Here is a 23588-nt window from a genome sequence, read left to right as displayed (position 1 = left end):
CATGGTCGAACAAGAAGATAAAGCCCTGTCCTAAGGATAAGAATCATGCGCCTCTTGATACTCGGCACCGGTTGGATGGCGGAGGAGCACGCCAGGCAGTTCGGCAAGATCGAGGGCGTCGAACTGATCGGCGCCGTCGATCTCGACCGTACGCGTGTCGACAAGTTTTCGGACATCTACGGTATCCCCAACCGGTTCGCGTCGTTGGACGAGGCGCTGGCATGGGGCAAGTTCGACGCGGTGGCGAACGTGACGCCGGATCGCATCCACCATCCGACCACCATGATGCTGATCGCGGCAGGCAAGCCGGTGCTGTGCGAGAAACCGCTGGCCGAAAATTTCGAGAAGGCCAGTGAGATGGCCAATGCCGCCGAGCGGGCCGGCATCATCAACATGGTCAACCTGACCTATCGCAACGTCGCGCCGCTGCAGAGAGCGCGCGCCATGGTGCTGGCCGGCGAGATCGGCACGGTCAGGCATGTCGAGGCGTCCTATCTGCAGAGCTGGCTGGTGTCCAAGTTCTGGGGCGACTGGCGCACCGATCCGAAATGGTTGTGGCGGCTGTCGCGCGGCCACGGCTCCAATGGCGTGCTGGGCGACGTCGGCATCCATATCCTCGATTTCGCCAGCTATGGCGCGGCGCTCGACATCGACCATGTGTTCTGCCGGCTGAGATCCTTCGACAAGGCGCCCGGCAACCGGATCGGCGAGTACGGGCTCGACGCCAATGACAGTTTCACCATGTCGCTGGATTTCAGCAATGGCGCTTTCGGCGTCGTCCATGCCAGCCGCTGGGCAACCGGCCATTTGAACGAACTCCGCCTGCGCATCTACGGCGACAAGGGCGGCATCGAAGTCGTGCACAATCTGACCGGCTCAGAGCTGAAAGCCTGCATCGGCGAAGATGTCGAGAACGCCAAATGGCAGGTTCTGGACGCCGGAACGGTGCAGACCAACTACCAGCGCTTCGTCGATGCAGTGCGCAACGGCGTCCAGGCCGAACCGTCGTTCCGGCATGCTGCCGAATTGCAGAAGGTCCTCGACCTCGCCGTCGTCTCGGATGAGAAGCGGGCTGAATTGAGCACGCACGCGGATGCGCAATAGGCCTGGGTTCCTCGCCGCGGGGCCGGGGCGGTCAGGGTCAAAACAAAACCGAGTTTGCATCTCCGCCATTCACGGCAGGAAGTCACGGCTCTGAAAGCAGAGTTCATTGTCTTGGAGAGAGGCCATCGAGCAGGAAGCCGAGGCCTTTCCGGAAAGCACCATCCCAATCGTTATCCAACAGCAGACGAGAGCGTTCGATCGTCGGATAGCGTTCGCTGAGCCCTGTAAGGCGCTGCTGCGTGTCGGCTCTGCCGTCGTCCGAGAGGTCGAAGTTCGCCCGGCTGATGGTGGCGCCCATCACATAGTTCCACAGCGACCATATCGCGACGTTCAAATCTGCGTCCGCCACACCGGCCCTGGACAAGGTCTTGCTCAGCAGTTCAAGGCGACTGAGGATGTTCGCGCCGAGCGCCCGGCGCGGCAACAGCGATGCCGACCAAGGATGGCGCAGCATGCTGGCGCGCCAGTCTTCGAGCATATGGACGACTTCTCCGCGCCAGTCTCGAGGTTCAACCAGTTGCGGCGGTCCGCCATATTCGAGCACCGAATCGAGCGCCAGATCAAAGACATCCTCTTTGTTGTCGACGTGCCAATATAGGCTCATCACGCCCGAGCCGAGGCGATCGGCCAGCCGACGCATCGTCAATCCGTCGACCCCTTGAGCGTCCAGCAGTTCTACCGCGGTCGCCACGATACGTTCCCGCGAGAGAGGCGGTTCACTGCGCGGCTTCTGCACGGGCTGGAGCGACCCGCTTGTCCGCTGAGACCGCGTGCTCCGGGCGCCGCTACGTTTGGCTGCCATCCGTCTTCCTCGCTGTTCGGGCCGTCGATTTTGACCGGCAACGCGACGAATGTCGATCCTGAACGATTGACTCGTACGACGTACCATGCGACTGGCTCGTGCGGCGTACGAGTCGATCGCCGATATCAATCATGCCGGCCGCGAGGGTGTGTTGCTCGCAGTCGGCAGAGCCAAGAGAAAATCATGCCACGCGCCAAGCGCCTGCTTATGGGAGGGTTAATCGTGATGACCATGGGCGTTTCCACTGCCACAGCGAATGATCTCAAGCTGACCATCGTCAATCCACAAAACCTCTATGACCCATCGCCGAATGGCTACAGCACGGCGGTGATCACGCCCCGCGGAGCCCGGCTGGCCTACATCTCCGGACAGGGCGGCCAGGACAACACGGAGCCTTGTCGCCCGACTTCGCTGTCCAGGTTGCGCAGGCCTACGCAAATTTGCGCACCGCCCTCGATGCGCTCGGTGCCAGGCCGGATCAGGTCGCCAAGCTCACGGTCTTTGTGGTCGATCACGATATGTCCAAGCTTGGGGTCTTGACCAAGAACGTCAAGGAGATGTTCGGCGAGGCGCTGCCGGCGCAGACTCTAATTCCCGTTCCCAAGCTTGCAATCGACCCGATGCTCTTCGAGGTGGAGGCCGTGGTCGTGCTTGACTAGGGGCGCGGCTATAGCTCCGATCGCCCAAATTGAAATGGGTCGAGCGCGCCTCCGACAGCCGCGCGCTCGCCATCACGAGGGCCGAGCAACAGGGCTTCGCTTGTTGCGTCTGCGGCGACAAGGGTGGCATCGAAGTCGTGCACAATCGGGTCGCACCACGCATTCGTCATCCCAGGGTCTGCGCCGCGTCGCTTCGCTCCTTGCTCCACCCCCGGGACGAAGTCATCATGGCTGAGGCCATTGCGGATGTCGGAGATCGGCGGAGCGTTTCCTGCTCCCACCCAACATAGCCTCACCTGGAGATGAAATGATGGAAACCAGCGTAAGGAAGCTATTCGAGAGATATGAGCGCTTTTTCAACCAGTCCCTCGGCGGCGACATGGACATGGATGAAGTCGCATCGCTGTATGCTTCGGACTTCATAGCGGCTTCGCCCGCCGGGGTCATGACTGGAAAGAACGATGGGCAACTCAAGCAGGTCATGGCGCAAGGCTATGCGCACTATCGCGCGATAGGTACGAAGGAAATGCGGATACGCAACCTCAGGCTCTCGCCGATAGACGAACATCATTGCGTGGCCCATGTCGCCTGGACGGCAACCTATGCCCGCAGGGATCAATCGAAGGTGGCGATAGATTTTGACGTCCACTACCTCGTGCAGAAATTGGACGCGGAGCCGAAGGTTTTCGGCTGGATATCAGACGACGAGCAGGCGCTGTTGGGAAAGCACGGCATCGTCTGAGGTCCGCTTTGTCCTAATGCCCTCCTAATGCCGCAGGATCTTGCTCAGGAAAGCGCGGCTGCGGTCGGTCTTCGGGTTGGAGAAGAACTCGTCCGGGGTGCCGCTCTCGACGATGGCGCCGGCGTCCATGAACACGACGCGCTGGGCGACCTTGGGGGCAAAGCCCATCCCGTGCGTCACCACCATCATGGTCATGCCTTCCTCGGCGAAGACGTCGAGAACGCTAAATGGCAAGTTCTGGACGCCGGAACGGTGCCCACCAACTACCAGCGCTTCATCGATGCAGTCCGCAACGGCGTCCAGGCCGAACCGTCGTTCCGGCATGCTGCCGAATTGCAGAAGGTCCTCGACCTCGCCGTCGTCTCGGATGAGAAGAGGGCCGAATTGAGCACCCACGCCGATATGCAATAGGTTTGGCTTCCTCGCCCCCGCCAAGCGGGGGGAGATGTGGCCGCAAAGCGGCCGGAGAGGGGTCTTTGGCAGCGAGGGCATTCGCAAGAATGAAATGTCTTTAATGTCGGGACAAGGTCGCACGCAATGACATGGTCAGCGCAATTCCCCCTCTCCGTCTCGGCGACCCGGGTGGTTTGTGAAATCTCGCTAGCCGCGAGCGAGACTGAACTAACTCGGAAGGTCAGTTGACTCTTCGCCGCAACGGCCCATCGTTGATTGTTGGCCTGCCTTTCCGACCAACTTTTGAACAGGGAGGAAACAATGGAAGCCGTCAATCGTAGATCCACACTTGCACTCGGTCTTACACTGGCCGCAACGCCTCTGATCGCTTGGGGGACACCAGCATCCGCCCAGACTTACGGCCCCGATGAGGGCAAGGAGGTCTCACCCGGCGTCAGAGTTGTAGCGCTTGGTGAGCGCAAGTCGGTCATACCAGCCTATGCAACGGTGAAGCTGCGCGATGTTGTCATTCAGCCCGGAGCGAAGACGGCTGACAACATGATGAAGAACGACATGCTCTGCCACATGACTGAGGGAGAACTTTCGGTCGTTCACAACAAACAAAAGTTCACAGTCAAGAAGGGCGATGTTTGGGCCTGCGCTAATGGCGCTACGACAGAAGGCACCCAGAACACGAGCAGTGCGGTCGCGATCATGCGGGTCATCGATTTGATGCCCGCATAAGGGAAGCGGCTGGTGGAAGTGCGGCAATGGCCGCCCTAAGAGGAAGCCCGGCGCGCATCTGTCGTATTAGGGAATGTCCAGCGAAGGGCCGCTTTCCATCCATCTCGGCCATCGACGACAGCCAGCTGAGTTGAGTTTGAACTCTAATGCCGCAGGATCTTGCTCAGAAAGGCGCGGCTGCGGTCGGTCTTCGGGTTGGAGAAGAACTTGTCCGGCGTGCCGCTCTCGACGATGGCGCCTGCGTCCATGAACACGACGCGCTGGGCGACCTTGCGGGCAAAGCCCATCTCGTGCGTCACCACCATCATGGTCATGCCTTCCTCGGCCACCGCAACCATGACGTCGAGGACTTCCGAGATCATCTCGGGGTCGAGCGCCGAGGTCGGCTCGTCGAACAGCATGATCTTGGGGCGCATGCCGAGGCAGCGCGCGATCGCCACGCGCTGCTGCTGGCCGCCTGAGAGCTGCGCCGGATAGGCATCGACCTTGTCGGCGAGGCCGACCTTGGCGAGCAGCTCGCGCCCGGCCTTCTCGGCCTCAGTCCGCGGGATCTTGCGGACATGGATCGGCGCCAGGGTGACGTTCTCGAGCGCCGTCTTGTGCGGATAGAGGTTGAACGACTGGAAGACGAAGCCGATCTCGGTACGCAGTCGCGTCATGTTGGTGGCGGGGTCGCCGAGGCGCTGGCCGTCGACCGTCAGGTCGCCGTCGCGGATCGTCTCCAGCCCGTTGATGCAGCGGATCAGGGTGCTCTTGCCCGAGCCGCTCGGGCCGCAGACGACGACCACTTCGCGCGGCTCGACGCTCAGCGTAATATCCCTGAGCACGTTGAGCTGGCCGAACCATTTGTTGACGCCGCGAAATTCGATCATGCCGGCACCATTCTTGCTGCTGAGGTTCGTCATAGCTGCACCTCGCCATGGGCTGCGCCCATGCGCTGTTCCAGCCGTCGGGCCAGCATGATCAGGGGGTAGCAGACGATGAAATAACCGACGCCGACGAGGAAGAAGACGAGCAGGCCGTTCGGCACACGCTGCACCACCAGCCAGCCGACGCGGGTGAGATCGGTGAGCCCGATGGCCGAAACGACCGAGGAATCCTTGATCAGCAGCACATATTGCCCGACCAGCGGCGGCAGCACGATGCGCATCGCTTGCGGCAGCACCACCTGGCGCATGCGCTGCCAGCGCGACAGGCCGGACGCCAGCGCCGCCTCGACCTGGCCGGTCGGCACCGAGCGGATGCCGGCGACGACGATCTCGCAGATGAAGCAGGCGGCCAGATTGGTCAGCGCGATGATGCCGGCGGTGAAGGCGTCGAGCTCGATGCCGAGTTCCGGCAGGATGAAGAAGATCAGGAAAATCTGCACCAGGAACGGAGTGCCGCGGATCAGGTCGACCCAGCCGCCGATCGCGCTGCCGATCAGCCGGTTGCCGCCTGTGCGCAGGATGCCGAGGCCGAAGCCGAGCAAGGTGCCCAGCACCAGGCTGATCAACGACAGCACCACGGTCATGCCGAGGCCGCGCAAGGCGAGGGGATAGCTGCCGGCGATGCTTTGCAGTTGCTGCCAGATCATGTCCGTGCCCCCGCCAGGCCGAGCCAGCGCCCGGAGAGTGCCGCCAGTCCCTTCAGCCCGTAATAGAGCAGCAGGTAGAAGGCGGCGATGGTGATAAAACCTTCGGCCGGCATGAAGCGGTCGGAAGCGAGCAATTGTCCGGCGCGCGTCAGTTCGGCGACCGAGATCAGCGACAACAGCGCGGAATCCTTGACCAGCACGATCGCCTGGCCGAGCAGCGGCGGGATCGTCACCTTAAACGCCTGCGGCAGGATGACGAGGCGCATGCGCTGGACATAGGTCATGCCCGAAGCGACGCCGGCCTCCACCTGGCCGCGCGGGATCGACAGGATGCCGGCGCGGATGATCTCGGCGACATAGGCGCCGCTGTTCAGCGACAGGGCCAGGATGCCGACGACGAGCTCGGGCAGGACGAAGCCGAGCCGCGGCAGGCCGAAATAGAGGAAATAAAGCTGCGCCAGCAGCGGCGTGGCGCGCACTGCATCGATATAGGCCTTGGCCGGGACGCGGAACAGCCGGCCGCGCTGCAGGTTCATCGCGGCGAGTACGATGCCGACGGCGAGCGCGCCGGCAAAGGAGAGGACAGACAGCCACACGGTCGTGACGAGGCCCTGCCCGAACAGGGGCAGATATTCGACGATGGTGCGGAAGCTGAAGTTTTCGAGCATGGTGAGGCGGTGACTGGTGACTGGTGAATGGCGAGTAGCGAGTAGCGAGTAGCGAGTAGCGAGTAGCGTTCCCTACTCCCTACTCCCTACTCCCTATTCCCTCTACTCAGTGATCCTTCTTCCAGGCGTCGGAATTGACCCAGTAATCGAGGTTCTTCTGCAGGCGGCCGTCGAGGCTGACCTGGTCGAGGAACAGGTTCATCCAGGTCAGCAGGTCCTGCTCGTCATAGCGCGTGGCGAAGGCCAGTGGCTCCTTCGACAGCATGTCCGGCATGATGATGAAGCTGCCGGCCGGATAAGCGGTTGACTGGCCCTTGACCGCCGAGACGTCGTTGACGCCGCAATCGGCCTGGCCGTTGTTGACGGCGTCGAGCAGCAGCGGGCCGCCGCCCTTGTAGCTCTTGATGTCGGCATCGGGGAAGGCGGCCTTGGCTTCCTTCTCGCCGGTGGCGCCGAGCAGCACCGCGATCTTGGTGCCCTTGGCCTTGCAGTCCTCGGTGGACTTGAAGGCGGTCCCAGCCTTGGTGAAGACGGTGCTGCCCGTGTACATGTAAGGCTTGGTGAAGGCGACCTTCATGCCACGCGCCAGTGTCGGCGTCATGTCGGCAACCAGAAGATCGGCCTTGCCCGACAGCAGCGCCGGGATCAGGCCGTCCCAGTCGAAGTCGAGGAAGGTGATCTTGACGCCCATTTCCTTGGCCATCAGTTCGGCGAGTTCGACCGAACTGCCGGTGCGTTCGCCGGCGGCGCCGACCAGCGAGAAGGGCGGTCCCTGCGTCTGCACGGCGACGCGCAACTCACCGCGCTTGGTAATCTCGTCGAGCGTTCCGGCACTGGCGGCAGCGGTGAGGCCGGCGAGCGCAAGTCCGGCGATGAAAAGCTTGGCAATCTTCATTTGGGCATTCCTCCTTGTTGTCGTTTGTTGTTCCACTTGTTGTTTCACCCCATCGGGGCGCCTTTTGAGCGGCGGCGCCGTTGCCGGCGGCAACCACCGTTCGAAAATCTTCAATCCCAGCTCACCGTTTCGGCGACCTTGATGCCGCGCCTGGCCAGCTCGTCGAGGAAGCGGCCATCGGGCACATGCAGCAGCGGGTTGAGCAGGCCGGGCGTGGCGATCTCGCGCCGTGCCAGCATCTGCGCCACGATACTGGCGGGATAGCCGACGCCAAGGCTCATGCCGAACAGGCCGGAGGCGAGGTCGCGTTCGATGACCAGCTCCGAGGTCACCGTCTTGCGGCGGCCGCCTTCGCTGCCGACAAAGACGTTGCGCATCACGCAAAGGTCCTTTTCGTCGGCGCCATATTGCAGTTGCGGACCGAGCAGCCGGCCGAGGAATTCGCGTGGGCTGACGCCGGTGCCGGGTACCTTGTCCTCGGACAGGAGGCCAAGCTGCTTCAGCGGCGCCCAGAACGCCGACCAGCCGGGCCAGCGCAGCGAATAGCGGCCGGAGCGCTGCAGCCCCTTGGCGGCGGCGAGCATGCCGGCATAATGCGGCGCGTCACCATTGGGGAAGGCCTCGAGCCTGCCCAGCCCGGCGATCTCGATATCGTGGATGAAACGATTGTCGTGCTGGCGGGCGGCCGGCACATCGACCCGGTTGCCGTCCTCGACCAGCACGCTGTCGCGGTTCTGGCTGACCAGAACCATGTCGAAATTCCAGCTCACCTTGTAGCGGAGCGGCTCGACCACCGCCTTCGGTTCGGGAATGCCGCCGCAATAGGAATCGATCGCGGTGATGGTGTCGAACTGGCTTGCGGCGCGCGCGTAGAGCACAAGGTCGATGCCGGGGTCGAGCCCGCATTCGGTGACGATCGAGACGCCGGCCTTTTCGGCCTCGGGAGCGAGATCGGCGATGGCCTTGCCGTAATTGGTGGTGACCAGCGGCGTGCGCGTCGCGATCGCCGCCTGCACCGCCTCGCGCATCAGCGGCTGCGGCAACAGGTCGATGACCGCGTCGACGTCCTTCATCACATCGGCCAGCACCGGACCGATCGCGCCCTCCGGCACGACAAAACGCACCCGGGCAAGGTCGGTCAGGCCGCCAAGCCGCGCCGCGCCGTCGGTTGCGGTGTCGAGGCAGACCACTTGCTCGACGCCGTCGCTGGCAACGAGATCGGCGATCGCCGCCCGGCCTTGCAGGCCGAGGCCGCCGAGAACCGCGATCTTCATGCCATTTCCTTTCGCGTCTCGTCCGACCAGCAGCCTTCAGGCAGGCTGACCCATTTGTTGCAGGACGCCATGACGACGAAGGTCTCGCTGCGCACGACTTCGCCCGGCTCACCGGCGCCGGGGATCAGCTCGCTGGTGACGCGGTAGAGATCGGCGACATCGCCGGCCACCGTTACGTCGACGATGATGTCGAAGCGTCCGGTGACGACGGCGGCCGAGTTCACGAAAGGCAGTTCGGAGATGCGCTGCGCCAGTTCACGCGCCCGGCCGCGCCCTTGCGCGTTGATGCCGACGATGGCCGAGATCAGCTCGGGGCGTTCGGTCAGGTTAAGCAGTCCGACGATCTTGAGCAGGTTGCGGTCGAGCAGGTTGCGCAGCCGCATGCGCACCGTCGGCACCGAGATCGCCATCTTCTCCGCGAGGCGGTTGACGCCAAGCTGCGCATCCTGCGACAGCAGCTTGACCAGTCGCCGGTCGGTCTGATCGAGATGTTCCCGCAAACGCTCAGGCTTTCATAAAAGGAAATAAACGGTCGGATTTTCTTTCTGATATGAAAATACCTTATGAGAGATTTTTAACAACGGCAAGAGCCACGTCATCCGCGGTGCCCCTGTGCCTGTCGGCAGTTTCGTCGCAGATGCCACATTTTGTTCTTGCTTTGTGCCGGCAGCTATGCTACTAATTTGGGTATGGTGCTAATCGCGCCGCCGACCCGCCCTCCCGAGGCGGGTTTTTTGTTTTCCGGATACCCTTTGAAGGTTCAGCGCCGCCGGCTTGAGTTGGCGGTACAGCGCCGTTCGGGACGCGCTGTGTTCGAGGGTGAAAGAAGCAAGTGGCGCAAGAGGTGCCTGGAATCCATAGCTTAGAAAGGAACGGTAGATCGACATGAAGAAGATTTCTCATCTGTTGGTGCTGACGGCAATCTGCACCATTACCGCCGCCATGGCGCCAGCTGGCGCCGCATATGCCAAGAATGCGCCCTACTGGCGAGCGGACTGGGAGGAGGGGCCTTGCACCGGAGCCTCGTGCTATACCGACTGGTCTTTCGTCCAGGCGGAGAATCCGGCGGAAGCCGATCCCAGCCTGAACGCAATTATCAGCGGCCTGGTCTCGACCGGCGCAGGGAATGTATCCTCGCACGGCGGCAACAGCTTCGGAAAGTTCGAAACGACGCTGGCTGCCATCAATGCCGGGAAGCCCCACTCCAAAGTCTACAAGGAGTGGCTCTTTGCAGGCGGCCTGGCCAAGAACGACGCTTTCGGACGTCCGCTCCAGGCGGTGTCGCCGTCAGGGATCGATGGAACTTATGTCGCGTGGTTTTTCATTTCCTCCGATTACCAATACGCGGGAAACGGCTGGACGAATATCTTCCAGTTCAAGGTGACCGAGCAATCGCCTTTCAAGCAGGACCCAACATGGTGGGTCAACCTGACCGACAATCCGACTGACGATGTGGTGATGCTGCATGTGGAGAATGCGGCGGCCGGAGTCCACAATCCGGCTAACGATGTTCCCGCCCCGAAGGGGCGCTGGTTTCAGCTGCGCGCGGATCTCTATGAAGGGGTAGGCATCGATTGGTATCTGGACGGGGTGTTTTGGCAATCGTCGTCGAACGCAACCTGGCCGGTCGGGCGGGATTCCGACGGATCAGGTACACCTCAGTCATTCGTGTTTGGCGTGGGCCACTATGGTGGAGTTGGCAAACTCTACACTGACGATGCCTACATGATTGCAAAGTAGCCACTGACACATTGTCGAAGTGCATAACAAGCTGCTTCGGGTCCAACCGGGCGGCTATTTTTGTACCTAGAGCGCGTCGCATTGAACGGATCCTGCGACGCGCTTTAAGTTTCTTGTTTTATGCATGTCGTTGTCGCAAAATCGTTGCGAGGCGCAACCGCAACTTATTGTGCCTTCACCTGATAGGCGGAGAGGCTCATCCGAGATATCGCCAAAAGCGGCTTCTCAATAAAACTATAGCTGGCCAGGGAGACGGCAATGCAGGCGGTGACAATAACCATGCCTGCGAGCCATGGTGATACATTGGCGCTTGCAACGACAGGAGCGGTCGCAAGCAGCACGATAGGATGTGTCAGATAGAGAGAGTAGGAAGCATCACCCAACCTTGCCAGCACGCGAGGAGCAAGAAGCCGGAAGTAGCTTTCCAGGCTTATGCAAGCCGCGACAAGGATCAACGCCGGGATTCCCTGAGCAAGGGTTCGCGGCAAGTTGAAGCCAAGGCCCATCACCAGCATGGACACGATGGCGAACACGAGTGCCGAGACACCCAGGACGGCAGGCGAACGCGCCAGCCTGCCGACCAGGTGGCCGAGAGCCATGCCGGCAAGGAACTCAAACAGGATTGGCGTGGTATAGAAAAACAGCACAGTATCGGCGGCGGGTTTGAAGATGATGCGCGCCGCTACGGCGATTGCAAAGACAACGCCGACCATGGCCATTTGCGTCAAGGTGCCAAGACCCATAGTTGCCGCGAACAGAATGTAAAACAGGATTTCCAGATTGAGCGTCCAACCCACGCCAAGCACTGGTTGGACATAACCTGTAACAGTGTCGAGATAGGGAATGAAAAGCAGGCTATTGGTGAGCTGCTCAAGAGACACTGCACGACCGGCAAACAACCAAAGTGCGGCGACCATGACGAAGGTCATAACCCAATAGAACGGAACGACGCGCGTGAAGCGCTGCATCAAAAAAGCACGATGGTCGCGACGTCTGTTCTCCGTCGAGAGAACCATGACAAAACCGCTGATGACGAAAAACAGATCGACACCACTGTTTAGGATGGGAATACCCAGATCGAGCATGCCCAGTGCGGCCGGAAGATGATAGATAACAACCATGAGGGCTGCTAGCCCCCGCAGGATCTGTACCGATGTATACTGTTGAACCCGGCGCGGCGCAGCGTGATCATTCTCTGGAATGATGTTCATCGAAAAATGGTCCCCTGTGCGGGGAGCATTAACACACGGGGTCGTTGATGTGCTGATTAATTGCTAGTTTAATTAATGCGTAAAGTTTTAGATAAGTTTTACTGACACCAGCACGCGGCTATACTTTAGACCCGCCCGACTTTGGCCTGCCTCTCTGTCAAAACCTGGCATCTCCCCAGTGAAGAGGAGATTGGCTGTTTCCCCGCGCTAACGGCTGGTCTCGAAGATAGCGACGGCTGCCGCTGTCAGCGCGGCGTTACCGGGTGCTACTGTTCCATCAGGAAGCTCCTTGCCGTCTTCCAGCCCGACGCGCGTCGACCAACGGCGTTCCGCCGCCCGGTGCACGAAAGGCCAGACCGTGGCGTCGGCACCGTGCAGCAGGATCGCGCGGCGCATCCCGGCGCCGTCGAGCACGGCGGCGATATCGTCACTGACCTCCAGCGCCGCGTCCAAGGGCTGCTCGGAGATTTCGAGCAGGATGCGCAGCACCCGTTTGCCATGGTCGAGGCTCACCAGGCGTTCGGCGTCGGCGACGGAGGCAAGCCCCGCCTCGATGCCGATGCCGCGCTGGCGCAGACTCTCCATGACGGCGGGCGCGGCGTCTTCGCTCAGATTGACCGAGGCATAGTCGGGCAGCTCGCTCCAAGCGGCGATCGCGGCCAGCGTCCGCTCGTCGTCATTCTCGATCCAGGCGCCGGTCGACACGCCGATCAGCGTTCCAGGGCAGGCGCGACGAAGCGCTAGCACAGTCTGGTCCATCGCCGCCGGAGCCAGGCTTTCGCGGCCGTCCAGCCCGCGCGCATGGACATGCAGCTCAGCCGCGCCGGTGGCGACGCAGGCGGCGCCGTCGCGCGCCAGGGCCTCCGCGTCGAGCGGCAGGTTGGGGTGGAAATCGGCGCTGCGCGCGCCATTGATGCAGGTCTGGACAATCATGCTATGGGCAGTCCGGTTGCGGTTGCTGCCAGTCTAGCGCGGGCCAGTGAAAACCGGAATCGCGCTGGCGAAGGCTCCTGACATATGGACGTGGCACAGCCTGAATCAGTCTGGCAGAATGCACCTATATCGTGTTGTTCGGCTTAGTCTTCTTAGCAAACGAACATCCGTCGGGCAGAGTTACGGCGAAACACCCAACTCGCGTAATGCAGCGTTGGCGGCACGGTATTCGATAAAACTCTTTGGACAATGGCTGACGGTATGCCTGTAAAGCCATAGGGCGTGATCGCGTTGCCCTTTGAGCCGGCTGAGTTCTGCGTTGTAGAAACCGATCTCGCAAAACTTGCCGTGTTTCTTGGTTGGATCCGAGTCATCGGCGTCGTTCAATGTCGCGGTGGGCGTCTTTTCGCCAAGCAGCATTCGAACCACAGGCGCCGGCCACTTCGTCATGTCGAGCTTGGAAGCTGCCTTCCGCAAATGGCCCGCCGCACCGTTGCGTCGTTCAACAATATCCAGCCAGATGGCAAAATAGGCGTAGTCGGGCCTGAGCGCGGCCGCCTTTTCAAAGTCAGCCTGCGCCTTGGCCAGCGAGCCAGAATAGAAATAGAGAACACCCCTGTTTGAGTAGCTGTACGGATAATTCGGATCGAGCAGGATCGCTTGGTCGAAGTCAGCAATGGCTCGACCGTCGCCGGCCTTTCCCATCCAGGCAATGCCGCGGTTGTGGTAAATTCTTGCATTTTTCGGATCGAGACCAATCGCCCGGTCGTATTCGTCGATGGCCCGATCGTACTCACCTCGCTTGTTCCAGAGAAAGCCTCGGTTGCTGTAGGCGATGGCAAGTGTTGGGTCGATATCGATTGCGTGGCTGTAGTCCGCGAAGGCGCGAACATCGTTCTCCTTTGCCACCCAGGCCAAGCCCCGATTATTATACGCGAGGGCTTGTTTCGGGTCGAGCTTGATCACCTGGTCGTAGTCGGCGATGGCGCGATCATTGTCTCCCTTGCTAGCCCAGGCGATACCTCGATTGAAGTACGCTTTGGGGTCTTTCGGATCGAGGCTGATCGCCTTGTCGTAGTCGGCGATGGCGCGGTCATTGTCGCTCTTGCCTGACCAGGCCACCCCTCTGTTGTACCAGATGCTCTCATCGTTCGGATCGAGGCTGATCACTTGGTTGTAGTCGGCGATAGCACCGTCAAAATCGCCGCCCGTCAGCCGGGCGTTGCCGCGCCGGTAGTAGGCATGTGCGTTTTTCGGATCGAGGCTGATCACCTTGTCATAGTCGGCCAGCGCGCGCTCCTCTTCGCCCCTGCCGGTCAACGCATCGGCTCGGCCATTCAGGGAACCGACGTCGTTCGGGTTGAGCCTGATGGCCCGGTCGAAGTCGGCTATCGCGCGGTCGTCGTCGCCTTTGCGTGACCAGATCAGCCCACGATTGTGGTAATTTCTGCCGTCTTCGGGATCGAGGCTGATTGCCCTGTCATAGTCGGCCAAAGCCCGGTCGTCCTCGCCCTTGAAGGTCCAGGCGACGCCGCGGTTGTAGTAGGCATCGCCATATTTCGGGTCCAGGCTGATCGCCTTGTCCAGATCGGCGATGCCCTTGTCGTAGTCGCCCTTGAAGACCCAGCTGATGCCCCGGTTGTAGTAGCCGCTGGCGACGGTCGGTGCGATGCCGATGAACGCGCTGTAGTCGGCGATCGCGCGGTCATAGTCGCCTCGTTCCGTCAGGGCATTGCCGCGCTTGAAATAGGCAATACCGCGGTTTTCGAGGGGCTCTGTCGCATCCTCGATCATGCGCGTGCAGGCGGCGATCCGCGTGCTGGCCTCGACCTTGTCGTCGCTGACGCAGTCGCTGCTGGCGGACAAGGCCGGGAGCGCCGAGACCAGCATCGCGACGAGGCAAACGAGGAATTGCCGGACTGCCCCGTCCCTTTGTCGAACCCGTCCGCTCAATTCGCCCCCCCCATCGCGGCAAGCCCCGCTGCATTGTATTCAACGAAATCCCCGAGACAATCGCTAACGAGTTCACCCGGCAAGAAACGGGTGGTCCGCGCGCGCCGTTTCACCCATCTCAATGACAGAGAAGCCACAGGAGGCGAAGCCATGACCATCCATTCGATAGGCGCGAAAGCGGCGGTGAAATCGGCGGAGGTGCGCGTTGCCGGATATGACTGGCGGAAGCTGGCCGATGAGCTGAGCGGCTATGGCTGCGCGGTGATGGAAGAGCTGCTGACGCCGCAGGAGTGCCGGCAGATTGCCGGACTTTATCCGGACGAGAGCCATTTCCGCAGCCATGTCCACATGGCGCGGCATGGTTTCGGCAAGGGCGAGTACGGCTATTTCCGCTATCCCTTGCCCGATCTGATCGGCGGCTTGCGCACCGCGCTCTATCCGCGCCTGGCTGCGGTCGCCAACGACTGGAACGAGCGCATGGGTGTCGCGCAGCGCTATCCCGACGAACACGCCGCGTTCCTCGAGCAATGCCACGAGCAGGGCCAGACGCGGCCGACGCCGCTCCTGCTGCAATATGTCCCCGGCGACTTCAACTGCCTGCACCAGGATCTCTACGGCGATCTTGCCTTCCCGCTGCAGGTGGCGATCCTGTTGTCCGAGCCCGGCAAGGATTTCACCGGCGGCGAATTCGTGCTGACCGAGCAGCGTCCGCGCATGCAGAGCCGCGCCGAGGTGGTGCCGCTGCGCCAGGGCGATGCAGTCGCCTTCGCGGTCCACAATCGTCCGGTCCAGGGCAGCAAGGGCAATTACCGCGTCAACCTCAGGCACGGCGTCAGCCGGCTACGCTCCGGCATGCGCCACACTGTCGGTATCATCTTCCACGACGCCAAGTAACCGAGCCTCTCGGCCCGGCGGCGATTACCTGGAAAAATCGCTGCGCACGATGCCGTGGCGCTGGAGCTTGTCGTAGAAGGTCTTGCGCGGAATCCCCAGCGCTTCGATCGTGCGCCTGACATCGCCCTCGTTGCGGCCAAGCGCCTCGCGGATGATGTCGGCCTCGTAGCGCTCCAGCCGCTCCGGCAGCTTCATGGCGGCGTTCGATTCAGTTGGGGCAGGGGGTTGTGCTTCGGCGCCTTCCTCCAATCCAAGCACGAACCGCTCGGCGAAATGCGCCAGTTCGCGCACATTGCCCGGCCAGTCATGGTCGCTCAGATGGCGATGTACCGTCGCCGGCACTGCCGGCACCGGACGATGGAAGCGGGCGGCGGCGCGCTCGGCGAAATAGAAGAACAGCAGGGCGACGTCGTCGCGGCGCTCGCGCAGCGGCGGAATGGAGATCGTCACCACGTTGAGCCGATAGTAGAGATCCTCGCGGAAGGCGCCGCGCTGGCGCGGATCGCCGAGATCGACCTTGGCGGCGGCGACGACGCGCAGATCCACCGGCCGCACCTCGTTGGTGCCGAGCGGAGTGACCTCGCGCATCTCCAAGACGCGCAGCATCTGCACCTGTGTCGAGACCGGCATGCTTTCGATCTCGTCGAGGAACAGCGTGCCGCCGCTGGCATGCTCGATGCGGCCGATCCGTTTCTTCTGCGCGCCGGTGAAGGCGCCGGCCTCATGGCCGAACAACTCGCTCTCGATGACGGTCTCCGGCAGCGTACCGCAATTCAGCGCGACGAAATTGCCCTTGGCGCGGCGGCTCCAGCGATGCAGAAGGCTTGCCACCACCTCCTTGCCGGAGCCGGTCTCGCCGGTCACCAGCACGTCGACATCGGTGTCGGCGATCTGGCGCAGTGTGCGGCGCAGCCTGTCCATCGCCGGTGTCTGGCCGATCAGCGGCAGGCCGTCCTGCGCCTCTCCGGCCGCCTCGCGCAAGGCGCGGTTCTCCATCACCAGGCGGCGCTTTTCCGCTGCGCGACGCACGCTCTGCACCAGCCGGTCGGCGGCGAAAGGCTTGGTGATGAAGTCGTAGGCGCCGTCCTTGATCGCCTTGACGGCCATGGCGATGTCGCCATGCCCGGTGACGAGGATGACGGGAATGTCGGCATCCAGCCGCAGGATGCGGTTGAAAAGCTGCAAGCCGTCGATCTGCGGCATGCGGATATCGGACACCACGACGCCGGCAAAATCGGCGTCGAGCCTGGCCAGCGCCTCGGCCGCCACCGCAGAGGCCGAGATCGAGAAGCCGGCAAGCTCCAGCGTCTGCGCGGTGGCCTTGAGGAGATCGCGATCGTCGTCGATCAAGATGACCGGCGCGGCATTGTCGTTCGTCATGATGGCTTACGCTGCTTTCATGAGATGGATGGAGAAGCGGGTGCCGCCGTCGTTGCTTGAAACCTCGATGCGGCCGCCATAATCGGCGACGATGTCCTTCGAGATGACGAGGCCAAGGCCGAGGCCTTTTTCCTTGGAGGTGTTGAACGGCGTGAACAGCGACTTGAGAATCCCGGGCGGAATGCCAGGTCCGTTATCGGACACGCCGACCGTCACGCCGTCCGCGGTCTCCTCGACCGATACCTGCACATAAGCGTCGTCGCGGCCGTCGAGTGCTTCGAGCGCGTTCTGGAAGAGGTTGATCAGCACCTGTTCGAGCCGGACCCGATTGCCCATGACTTTGAGGCTCGGCGGCGGCAGGTCGATGGCCAATGCGTCGAGCCGACCGGCAAAGCGGCTTCTCAACAGCATGACCGCGCCCTCGACAACACCACGTAATTCAACAGGCTCGGCGGCGGTGCGGCCCTTGCGGGCAAATGCCTTCAACTCCTCGGTGATTGAGCCGATGCGTTCGGTAAGTGCTGCAATGGCGCCGAGGTTTTCCTCGGCCGGCCCGGTCTGCTTGCGGTCGAGGAAGGTGCGGGCATTGTCGGCATAGGCGCGGATGGTGGCGACCGGCTGGTTGATCTCATGGGCGACACCGGCGGCGACCTGGCCGAGGATGGCGAGGCGGTTGGCCTGGACCAGATCCTGCTGCACGATTTGGAGCTTGGCTTCGGTGCTGCGGTGGCCTGCTATCTCGGCCTGCAGCCGGTCGCGGGCTTGGCTCAGATCCTCGGTGCGTTCGACGACGCGGCGTTCGAGTTCGGTGCGCGCCGCCTGTTCGGCGGCAATCCGCATCTGCGCCGACTGCCGCCGCCACAACAGATACGCGGCCAGGCCGAGCAGCGGGACGACGGCACCCAGTGCCAGAAGCCGCATTTCGCGGACGGCAGCGGCGATCGGCGCTTCGGCCGGGATCAGATAGTCGAGCTGCCATGGGGTCGAAGGGACCGGCGTGGAAAGGCTGAGATACTCCGCCTCACTGCCGCCGGGCGTCACCGCGTGGACGATCGACACATCCGGGCTGAGCGCCTGCCGGTGCATGATCGGCAGCGGAACCAGCGGCGCGTCGCCGAACTGTTGGCTGTCGCGGATCGCGGCTTGCTCAGGTCCGGCCAGCGGCGCGGTTGTCATGAAGCGCCAGGACGGCACGCTGGTGATCAGCACGACGCCGTTCTCGTCGCTGACATAGGCCGGGCGGTTGGCCTCGCGCCAGTCGGCTTCGAGCTGGTCGAACTCCATCTTGACGACGACGACGCCGAGCGGTGCGGCGGCATCGCCGACGCGTCGCGAAATGTAGAGGCCGGGACGCTTGCTGACATTGCCGAGCGCAAAGTACTCGGCGGTTCCGGCCTGCATTGCGCCGGAGAAATAATCGCGAAAACGGTAGTCATTGCCGACGAAGCTGATCGGCTCGCGCCAGTTGCTGGAGGCGATCGCCAGTCCGTCGGTGCCGACGACATAGAGCACCGACGCCTTGGTGCCGGAGACCAGCCCCTCGAGCTTGCGGTTCAGAACATCGATTGCCGCGGCATTTTTCTGCGACAGCGCGTCACGCACTTGCTGGTCCGCGGACAGAAGCAGCGGCAGGGCGCGCGGGCTTTCGAGCACGGCGCGCAGCAGCGCGACCTTCAGATTGGCGTCGGTACGCCCCTGCGCCGCCAGGGTCCCGACCTCGGCGGTGCGGCCGTAGAGGCCGGCACCGTAGAGCGCTGCCGTGACGATCAGCAGGGCGACGGCCGCAAACAGCAGCCAGGCTCGGCGCGCCCGCCTGGCGAGTTGCTCGGGCGTCGAAGACAAGGCACCGGCGGGGCGTTGCAGCATCGCCCATTTGTGCATGAACTCGCACAAAACACAATTCGACCTATGCGGAGATTCGCACTTGTCTGTGTGTCCAGCAGTGCGGACATTTGTGAATGCTCAACAAAATCAATGATGAAAGGCCCTTCTGTGTATCTGGCACGGCTGTTGCAAACACGAATTCAGCAGTCGCGAGGCTGCTGGTCAAAACAACTGCCCCGGGGAGTCGAGCTTTCGATCGGGGCGCCATGGAGGACGTCATGCAGACAGCAATCGCTGCCGCCGAGCCGCGCGGCAAACTTCCCTTATACCGGCATCTTTATGTGCAGGTGCTGGCGGCGATCGCCGCCGGTGTGCTGCTCGGCCACTTCTATCCGGAAACCGGCGAGGCGATGAAGCCGTTCGGCGATGCCTTCATCAAGCTGGTGAAGATGGTGATCGCGCCGGTGATCTTCCTGACGGTGGCGACCGGCATCGCCGGTGTTTCCGACCTGCAGAAGGTCGGCCGCGTCGCCGGCAAGGCGATGATCTATTTCCTGGTGTTCTCGACGCTGGCGCTTGTCGTCGGCCTGGTCGTCTCCAATGTCGTCCAGCCCGGCGCCGGCATGCACATCAATCCGGCCACGCTCGATACCACCAAGGTGACGGCCTATGCCGAGAAGGCGCACGACACAACCATCGTCGGCTTCCTGATGAACATCATCCCCGACACCATCACCGGCGCCTTCGCGCAGGGCGACATCCTGCAGGTGTTGTTCTTCTCGGTGCTGTTCGGTGTCGCCCTGGCACTGGTCGGCGATCGCGGCCGTCCGGTCGTCGATTTCCTGCAGGCACTGACCACGCCGATCTTCCGCCTCGTCGCCATCCTGATGAAGGCCGCACCGATCGGCGCCTTCGGCGCCATTGCCTTCACAATCGGCAAATACGGCATCGGCTCGATCGCCAACCTCGCCATGCTGATCGGCACATTCTACCTGACCGCGCTGCTGTTCGTGCTGGTGGTGCTCGGCGCGGTTGCCCGCTACAATGGCTTCTCGATCCTGGCGCTGATCCGCTACATCAAAGAAGAGCTGCTGCTGGTGCTCGGCACCTCGTCCTCGGAAGCGGCATTGCCGGGCCTCATGGCCAAGATGGAGCGCGCCGGCTGCAACCGCTCGGTGGTCGGCCTGGTCATCCCGACCGGCTATTCCTTCAATCTGGACGGCACCAACATCTACATGACGCTGGCGGCGCTGTTCATCGCGCAGGCGACCGACACGCCACTCACCTACGGCGACCAGATCCTGCTGCTCGCCGTCGCCATGCTGAGCTCCAAGGGTGCCGCCGGCATCACCGGCGCCGGCTTCATCACGCTGGCGGCAACGCTTTCGGTCGTCCCCACCGTGCCGGTCGCCGGCATGGCGCTGATCCTCGGCGTCGACCGCTTTATGTCGGAGTGCCGGGCGCTGACCAACTTCATCGGCAATGCGGTGGCGACAGTGGTGGTGGCACGCTGGGAGGGAGAACTCGACCAGACGAAGTTTGCCGCGGCCATGGCCGGCGACTTGCCCGAGGAAGTCGACCTGTCGCTGCCAGGGTTGCAGGCCGCCTGACTGTCTAGGCCACATGACTATAAGCCCCGGAGGCGGTTCGCCGGCTCCGGGGCAAAGCACCGGCGGTCGCGGCATGCCGCCTGAACGCAACCTGAAGTGGCCCTGTTTTCGACGCGGGGCTTGTTCCAGCCGCATTTGAAGGCCAGTATCCGCCATGCCTTCAGGGCACCCGTCCGCTTCGCTCCCGACCTGATCGCGAGGCGAGACATTTCCGTCGGGCTCGGTTGCGACATCACCTTGGCCGAACCGTCTGGGCTTTTGCTGCCGCCGACCCCTTACCATGGCAGCAGCCCTCGAAGGCATGGCGGCCTCAGTACGAAGTCGCAAAGCGAAACGTGACCCGTCTCCTGATAGAAAGCGCAGGCTTTCTCCCAGGGAACTCGTTGCGCGCCAAGAGGGCGCTTGAAGAGGGGGGCAGGCCCATGAGCGGGCCTTTGCCGAACCAAAGCAAGATGCGAGGTCAAACGCGATGCAGACTGTCCCGAGAATTCCGGTATCCATCATCATCCCGAACTACAACTACGCGCGGTTCCTCAAACGCAGCATCGACAGCGCCCTCGAGCAGGACTACGCGGATGTCGAAGTCATCGTCGTCGACGATGCATCGCAGGACAATTCCACGACAATCATGGAATCGTATCGCGACGAGATCCTCGCATGTCCGCGAGCGCAAAATGGCGGACACGCCGCGGCATTCAACACCGGCTTCGCAGCGAGCTCGGGCAAGATCGTCCTGTTCCTCGACGCCGACGATTATCTCTATCCGACCGCCGTCTCCACCATCGTCGAGACCTGGGACGAGGCAACCGCCCAGGTCCAGTCCAGACTGCACATCGTCGACGAAGGGCAACGCATCAAGGATGTCTTTCCGCCGCCCGAACTGGCTTTCGACAGCGGCGACGTCATGCCGAAACTCCTGCACAAGGGCCGCTATCAGACGACCGTGACCAGCGGGCTCGCCTTTGACCGCGCAACGCTCGAATCGATCATGCCGATACCGGAGCCGGAGTTCCGCCAGGGCGCTGACGGCTATCTGGCAACGCTGGCGCCGATGTACGGGCACGTCCAATCCATCGACGAATGCCTCGGCGCCTACCGGATCCACGGCGCCAACCATTCGGTCTTCGGCGAAAAGCTCGCCGAGCGGGCACGCTGGCGGGTAACCCACGATTTCCGCCGCATGCAGGCACTGTCGGACCAGGCCTCCGGGATCGGCCTGACCATCGTGCCGTCGGATGCTGTCCGCCACGATCCGGTCCACCTGGAGGAGCGGCTGGCGTCGCTCTGCGCCGACAGAGACCGACATCCGGTGGCCGACGATTCCCGGCTGGCGCTCGGGGCGGCCGGCGCCGTCGCCAGCCTCGAAATGACCGCATCCCTGCGGCGGCGCGTCATCCTTGCCGCATGGTTCCTGTCGGTCGGGGTGTTGCCGCGGAAAATGGCCACGGCGGTGCTGTCGTGGAAGCTCGATGCGTCGTCGAGGCCGGCATTTTTGAGCCGCCTGTCCAAGAGAATCCGCCACGCTATGGGGTAGTGGGTGGCGCAGTGACACAACGCCGCCAGGTTTTCGGGAGGTCTGGCAACCCGGGTAGATTTCGAGCAATATCACTATGGGCACGTGGCGACCCAACCGAAGGACAACCAGCCCATGACCTGTTATAAGCCGATGCGTCCGATGGAGCGCTGCCCATCCCACCCTGGGGCGCTGCTCGACGACATTATCCCGGCAACCGGAAAGACCAAGGTGGAAATCGCCAATCTGCTCGGAATCTCGCGCCAGCAGCTTTACGACATCATCCGCGAAAAGAAGCCGGTCTCGCCGGCCGTCGCGGCGCGCCTTGGAAAGATGTTCGGCGACGGCGCCGCGATCTGGCTCAGGATGCAGGCCGCTTACGATGCGTGGCACGCGGAGCGCGAGGTTGACGTCAGTGCCATTCCAAGGCTGCATGCTGCCTGAGATGCAATAGATCGGCCGAACCACCGAGGCTCACAAATCGATCACGGTCCCGCCTGCCTGGACCGGTCCTGCGGTTCAACGGCTCGCTCGACCAGGACATGCGCTTCCCGCGCGGCCTCGATGAACGCGTCCCTGGCGGCTTCGGTCCAGCGGTCGTCGCTCATAGCGCGGCGGCATGTGCGCCGTGCCAAGCCGTGTTTGGCGCTGCCAGCGTCGCGCCAGTGGGCTTCCAGCAATTCGACAGCCTGCCGTGCGTTGGAAATGTTGCGGATATCTCCCACGATGCCGACCGCAATCGCAACCGGCTTGGAAAACCATCCTTGATTCATGGCGAAGCCTTCGACGTGTTGAACTACCTATAACGAAAATCGTGGCGCAAGGTTTCATTCGCGCCAGTCACCGCGGCAGTGAGGCGGCCCTCACTGCGCCGCGCGCAGCCTGACCACGACGCTGCGCGCCACAAGCACCAGCACCGTGATGACGATCAGGATCACCGAGAGTGCGGCGATCGCCGGGTCGATGTTGTCGCGCAGGCCCATCCACATCAAGCGCGGCAGCGTGATGGCGTTGACCGAGGTGATGAACAGGGTGACGCCGATCTCTTCCCAGGACAGCACGAAGGACAACAACGCCGCGGTGACGATGCCGAACTTGATGTTGGGCATGATGATGCGGGTGGCGCGCTCCCACACGGTGGCGCCGAGGCCGCGCGCGGCAAGATCGATGCGGCGGTCGAGCTGGCTGAGCGACACCAGGATCAGCACCGTGGCGAAGGGCACCGTCATCACCGCATGCGCCATGGCGACACCCAGCCAGGTGTCATAGCCGAAGAACGACGAGAAACCCGAGATCGAGGTCAGCAGGAAATAGAGCGTGATTGCCGAGACCACCGGCGGTACCACCATCGGCAGCAGCACGAAGCCGACCAATGCTGCGGTGAAGCGCGGCTGGAACATCCAGACGCCGAGGCCGAAGCAGAGCGCGAGCACGGTGGAAAAGGCGCTGCTGACGACGCCGATCCTGATCGAGAGCAGGATCGAGTTGATCCAGCGCGGATCCTCGATCAACGCCCGGTAATGGCGCAGCGACAATTCGCCCGACGGCATCGCCAGCATGCGGCTCGGCGTCAGCGACACCGGAATGACGGCGAGCAGCGGCAACAGCAGAAACAGCGCGACCAGGGCGGCGAGGACCAGCGAGACGGGACCGGGGCGATAGGTCGGCATCGC

At 62.6% G+C, this 23588-nt stretch carries 22 protein-coding genes and 3 pseudogenes; 10 read left to right on the top strand and 15 right to left on the bottom strand.

Annotation, left to right across the window (positions count from 1 at the left end):
• Nucleotides 1-45 precede the first annotated feature (45 nt).
• Nucleotides 46-1104 carry a Gfo/Idh/MocA family protein gene (locus NKI01_RS20050; protein ID WP_352484006.1) on the top strand — a complete coding sequence of 353 codons (1059 nt, stop codon included), beginning with the start codon at nt 46-48 and terminating at the stop codon, nt 1102-1104.
• A gap of 103 nt (nt 1105-1207) precedes the next feature.
• Here the strand turns inward: NKI01_RS20050 and NKI01_RS20045 are convergent, their stop codons facing one another.
• The gene (locus NKI01_RS20045; protein ID WP_352548881.1) at nt 1208-1906 is read right to left on the bottom strand and encodes a TetR/AcrR family transcriptional regulator; all 699 of its coding nucleotides are present in this window, start codon (nt 1904-1906) and stop codon (nt 1208-1210) included.
• Between the two features lie 183 nt (nt 1907-2089).
• On the opposite strand from NKI01_RS20045, the pseudogene NKI01_RS20040 reads away from it, so the two are divergent.
• Nucleotides 2090-2565 (top strand): annotated as a pseudogene (locus NKI01_RS20040) (RidA family protein).
• Nucleotides 2566-2875: 310 nt separating this feature from the next.
• Nucleotides 2876-3307 (top strand): DUF6841 family protein, encoded by a 432-nt coding sequence (locus NKI01_RS20035; protein WP_352494444.1) that lies wholly within the window; start codon nt 2876-2878, stop codon nt 3305-3307.
• 24 nt (nt 3308-3331) lie between these two features.
• Here the strand turns inward: NKI01_RS20035 and NKI01_RS20030 are convergent.
• Nucleotides 3332-3529: pseudogene (locus NKI01_RS20030) on the bottom strand (polar amino acid ABC transporter ATP-binding protein); the annotation flags it as partial.
• Here NKI01_RS20030 and NKI01_RS20025 point away from each other — a divergent pair.
• Together NKI01_RS20025 and NKI01_RS20020 are read left to right on the top strand one after the other, a co-directional pair.
• Nucleotides 3503-3718 (top strand): annotated as a pseudogene (locus tag NKI01_RS20025) (Gfo/Idh/MocA family protein); the annotation flags it as partial. The pseudogenes NKI01_RS20030 and NKI01_RS20025 overlap by 27 nt on opposite strands.
• A 303-nt stretch (nt 3719-4021) precedes the next feature.
• On the top strand, nt 4022-4444 hold the full coding sequence (locus NKI01_RS20020; protein ID WP_352641025.1) for a hypothetical protein: 423 nt from the start codon (nt 4022-4024) through the stop codon (nt 4442-4444).
• Nucleotides 4445-4587: 143 nt separating this feature from the next.
• Here NKI01_RS20020 and NKI01_RS20015 read toward each other — a convergent pair whose 3' ends face one another.
• From NKI01_RS20015 to NKI01_RS19990, 6 genes are all read right to left on the bottom strand, one after another.
• Nucleotides 4588-5316 (bottom strand): amino acid ABC transporter ATP-binding protein, encoded by a 729-nt coding sequence (locus NKI01_RS20015; protein ID WP_502899449.1) that lies wholly within the window; start codon nt 5314-5316, stop codon nt 4588-4590.
• Between the two features lie 29 nt (nt 5317-5345).
• Nucleotides 5346-6020: an amino acid ABC transporter permease gene (locus tag NKI01_RS20010; RefSeq protein WP_352964358.1), complete on the bottom strand. Its 675-nt coding sequence runs from the start codon at nt 6018-6020 to the stop codon at nt 5346-5348.
• Nucleotides 6017-6688, bottom strand: coding sequence for an amino acid ABC transporter permease (locus NKI01_RS20005; RefSeq protein ID WP_023720609.1), 672 nt, complete (start codon nt 6686-6688; stop codon nt 6017-6019). Before NKI01_RS20005 ends, NKI01_RS20010 begins: the two co-directional genes overlap by 4 nt.
• Nucleotides 6689-6794: 106 nt before the next feature.
• On the bottom strand, nt 6795-7583 hold the full coding sequence (locus NKI01_RS20000; protein ID WP_023720608.1) for an ABC transporter substrate-binding protein: 789 nt from the start codon (nt 7581-7583) through the stop codon (nt 6795-6797).
• 110 nt (nt 7584-7693) lie between these two features.
• Nucleotides 7694-8857, bottom strand: a complete 1164-nt coding sequence (locus NKI01_RS19995; protein ID WP_352641020.1) for a saccharopine dehydrogenase family protein — start codon at nt 8855-8857, stop codon at nt 7694-7696.
• On the bottom strand, nt 8854-9357 hold the full coding sequence (locus NKI01_RS19990) for an Lrp/AsnC family transcriptional regulator (RefSeq protein ID WP_023677254.1): 504 nt from the start codon (nt 9355-9357) through the stop codon (nt 8854-8856). The genes NKI01_RS19995 and NKI01_RS19990 overlap by 4 nt, the downstream gene beginning before the upstream one ends.
• Nucleotides 9358-9742: 385 nt before the next feature.
• Between NKI01_RS19990 and NKI01_RS19985 the strand changes: the two genes are divergently transcribed.
• Complete coding sequence (locus NKI01_RS19985; RefSeq protein ID WP_352964356.1) at nt 9743-10597, top strand: hypothetical protein; 855 nt, start codon at nt 9743-9745, stop codon at nt 10595-10597.
• A 164-nt stretch (nt 10598-10761) separates the two neighbouring features.
• Here the strand turns inward: NKI01_RS19985 and NKI01_RS19980 are convergent, their stop codons facing one another.
• The 3 genes from NKI01_RS19980 to NKI01_RS19970 form a co-directional block, all read right to left on the bottom strand.
• The gene (locus tag NKI01_RS19980; protein ID WP_352494439.1) at nt 10762-11808 is read right to left on the bottom strand and encodes an acyltransferase family protein; all 1047 of its coding nucleotides are present in this window, start codon (nt 11806-11808) and stop codon (nt 10762-10764) included.
• A 207-nt stretch (nt 11809-12015) separates the two neighbouring features.
• Nucleotides 12016-12741 carry a 3-keto-5-aminohexanoate cleavage protein gene (locus NKI01_RS19975; RefSeq protein WP_352964354.1) on the bottom strand — a complete coding sequence of 242 codons (726 nt, stop codon included), beginning with the start codon at nt 12739-12741 and terminating at the stop codon, nt 12016-12018.
• A 180-nt stretch (nt 12742-12921) separates the two neighbouring features.
• A complete protein-coding gene (locus NKI01_RS19970) occupies nt 12922-14694 on the bottom strand; it encodes a tetratricopeptide repeat protein (RefSeq protein ID WP_352788131.1) in 1773 nt (590 codons plus the stop codon).
• Between the two features lie 150 nt (nt 14695-14844).
• On the opposite strand from NKI01_RS19970, the gene NKI01_RS19965 reads away from it, so the two are divergent.
• The gene (locus NKI01_RS19965) at nt 14845-15588 is read left to right on the top strand and encodes a 2OG-Fe(II) oxygenase (RefSeq protein WP_352964351.1); all 744 of its coding nucleotides are present in this window, start codon (nt 14845-14847) and stop codon (nt 15586-15588) included.
• A gap of 24 nt (nt 15589-15612) precedes the next feature.
• Here NKI01_RS19965 and NKI01_RS19960 read toward each other — a convergent pair whose 3' ends face one another.
• On the bottom strand, nt 15613-16968 hold the full coding sequence (locus NKI01_RS19960; protein WP_023720598.1) for a sigma-54-dependent transcriptional regulator: 1356 nt from the start codon (nt 16966-16968) through the stop codon (nt 15613-15615).
• 6 nt (nt 16969-16974) lie between these two features.
• Nucleotides 16975-18834, bottom strand: coding sequence for a sensor histidine kinase (locus NKI01_RS19955; protein WP_352788136.1), 1860 nt, complete (start codon nt 18832-18834; stop codon nt 16975-16977).
• Between the two features lie 236 nt (nt 18835-19070).
• Between NKI01_RS19955 and NKI01_RS19950 the strand changes: the two genes are divergently transcribed.
• From NKI01_RS19950 to NKI01_RS19940, 3 genes are all read left to right on the top strand, one after another.
• Complete coding sequence (locus NKI01_RS19950) at nt 19071-20402, top strand: dicarboxylate/amino acid:cation symporter (protein WP_352964349.1); 1332 nt, start codon at nt 19071-19073, stop codon at nt 20400-20402.
• Nucleotides 20403-20871: 469 nt separating this feature from the next.
• Nucleotides 20872-21936, top strand: coding sequence for a glycosyltransferase family 2 protein (locus NKI01_RS19945; protein ID WP_023720595.1), 1065 nt, complete (start codon nt 20872-20874; stop codon nt 21934-21936).
• Nucleotides 21937-22050: 114 nt separating this feature from the next.
• Nucleotides 22051-22359 carry a HigA family addiction module antitoxin gene (locus tag NKI01_RS19940; RefSeq protein WP_031194464.1) on the top strand — a complete coding sequence of 103 codons (309 nt, stop codon included), beginning with the start codon at nt 22051-22053 and terminating at the stop codon, nt 22357-22359.
• A 41-nt stretch (nt 22360-22400) separates the two neighbouring features.
• Here the strand turns inward: NKI01_RS19940 and NKI01_RS19935 are convergent, their stop codons facing one another.
• Both NKI01_RS19935 and NKI01_RS19930 read right to left on the bottom strand, forming a co-directional pair.
• The gene (locus NKI01_RS19935; protein ID WP_023720593.1) at nt 22401-22688 is read right to left on the bottom strand and encodes a DUF982 domain-containing protein; all 288 of its coding nucleotides are present in this window, start codon (nt 22686-22688) and stop codon (nt 22401-22403) included.
• Between the two features lie 90 nt (nt 22689-22778).
• Nucleotides 22779-23585 (bottom strand): ABC transporter permease, encoded by an 807-nt coding sequence (locus tag NKI01_RS19930; RefSeq protein WP_023720592.1) that lies wholly within the window; start codon nt 23583-23585, stop codon nt 22779-22781.
• Nucleotides 23586-23588 lie beyond the last annotated feature (3 nt).

Origin of the sequence: Mesorhizobium sp. M0815 (assembly GCF_040319995.1) — a bacterium.
GTDB lineage: Bacteria > Pseudomonadota > Alphaproteobacteria > Rhizobiales > Rhizobiaceae > Mesorhizobium.
Note: the sequence above shows the minus strand (reverse complement) of the source record. Positions and strands in the feature narration are given on the sequence as shown.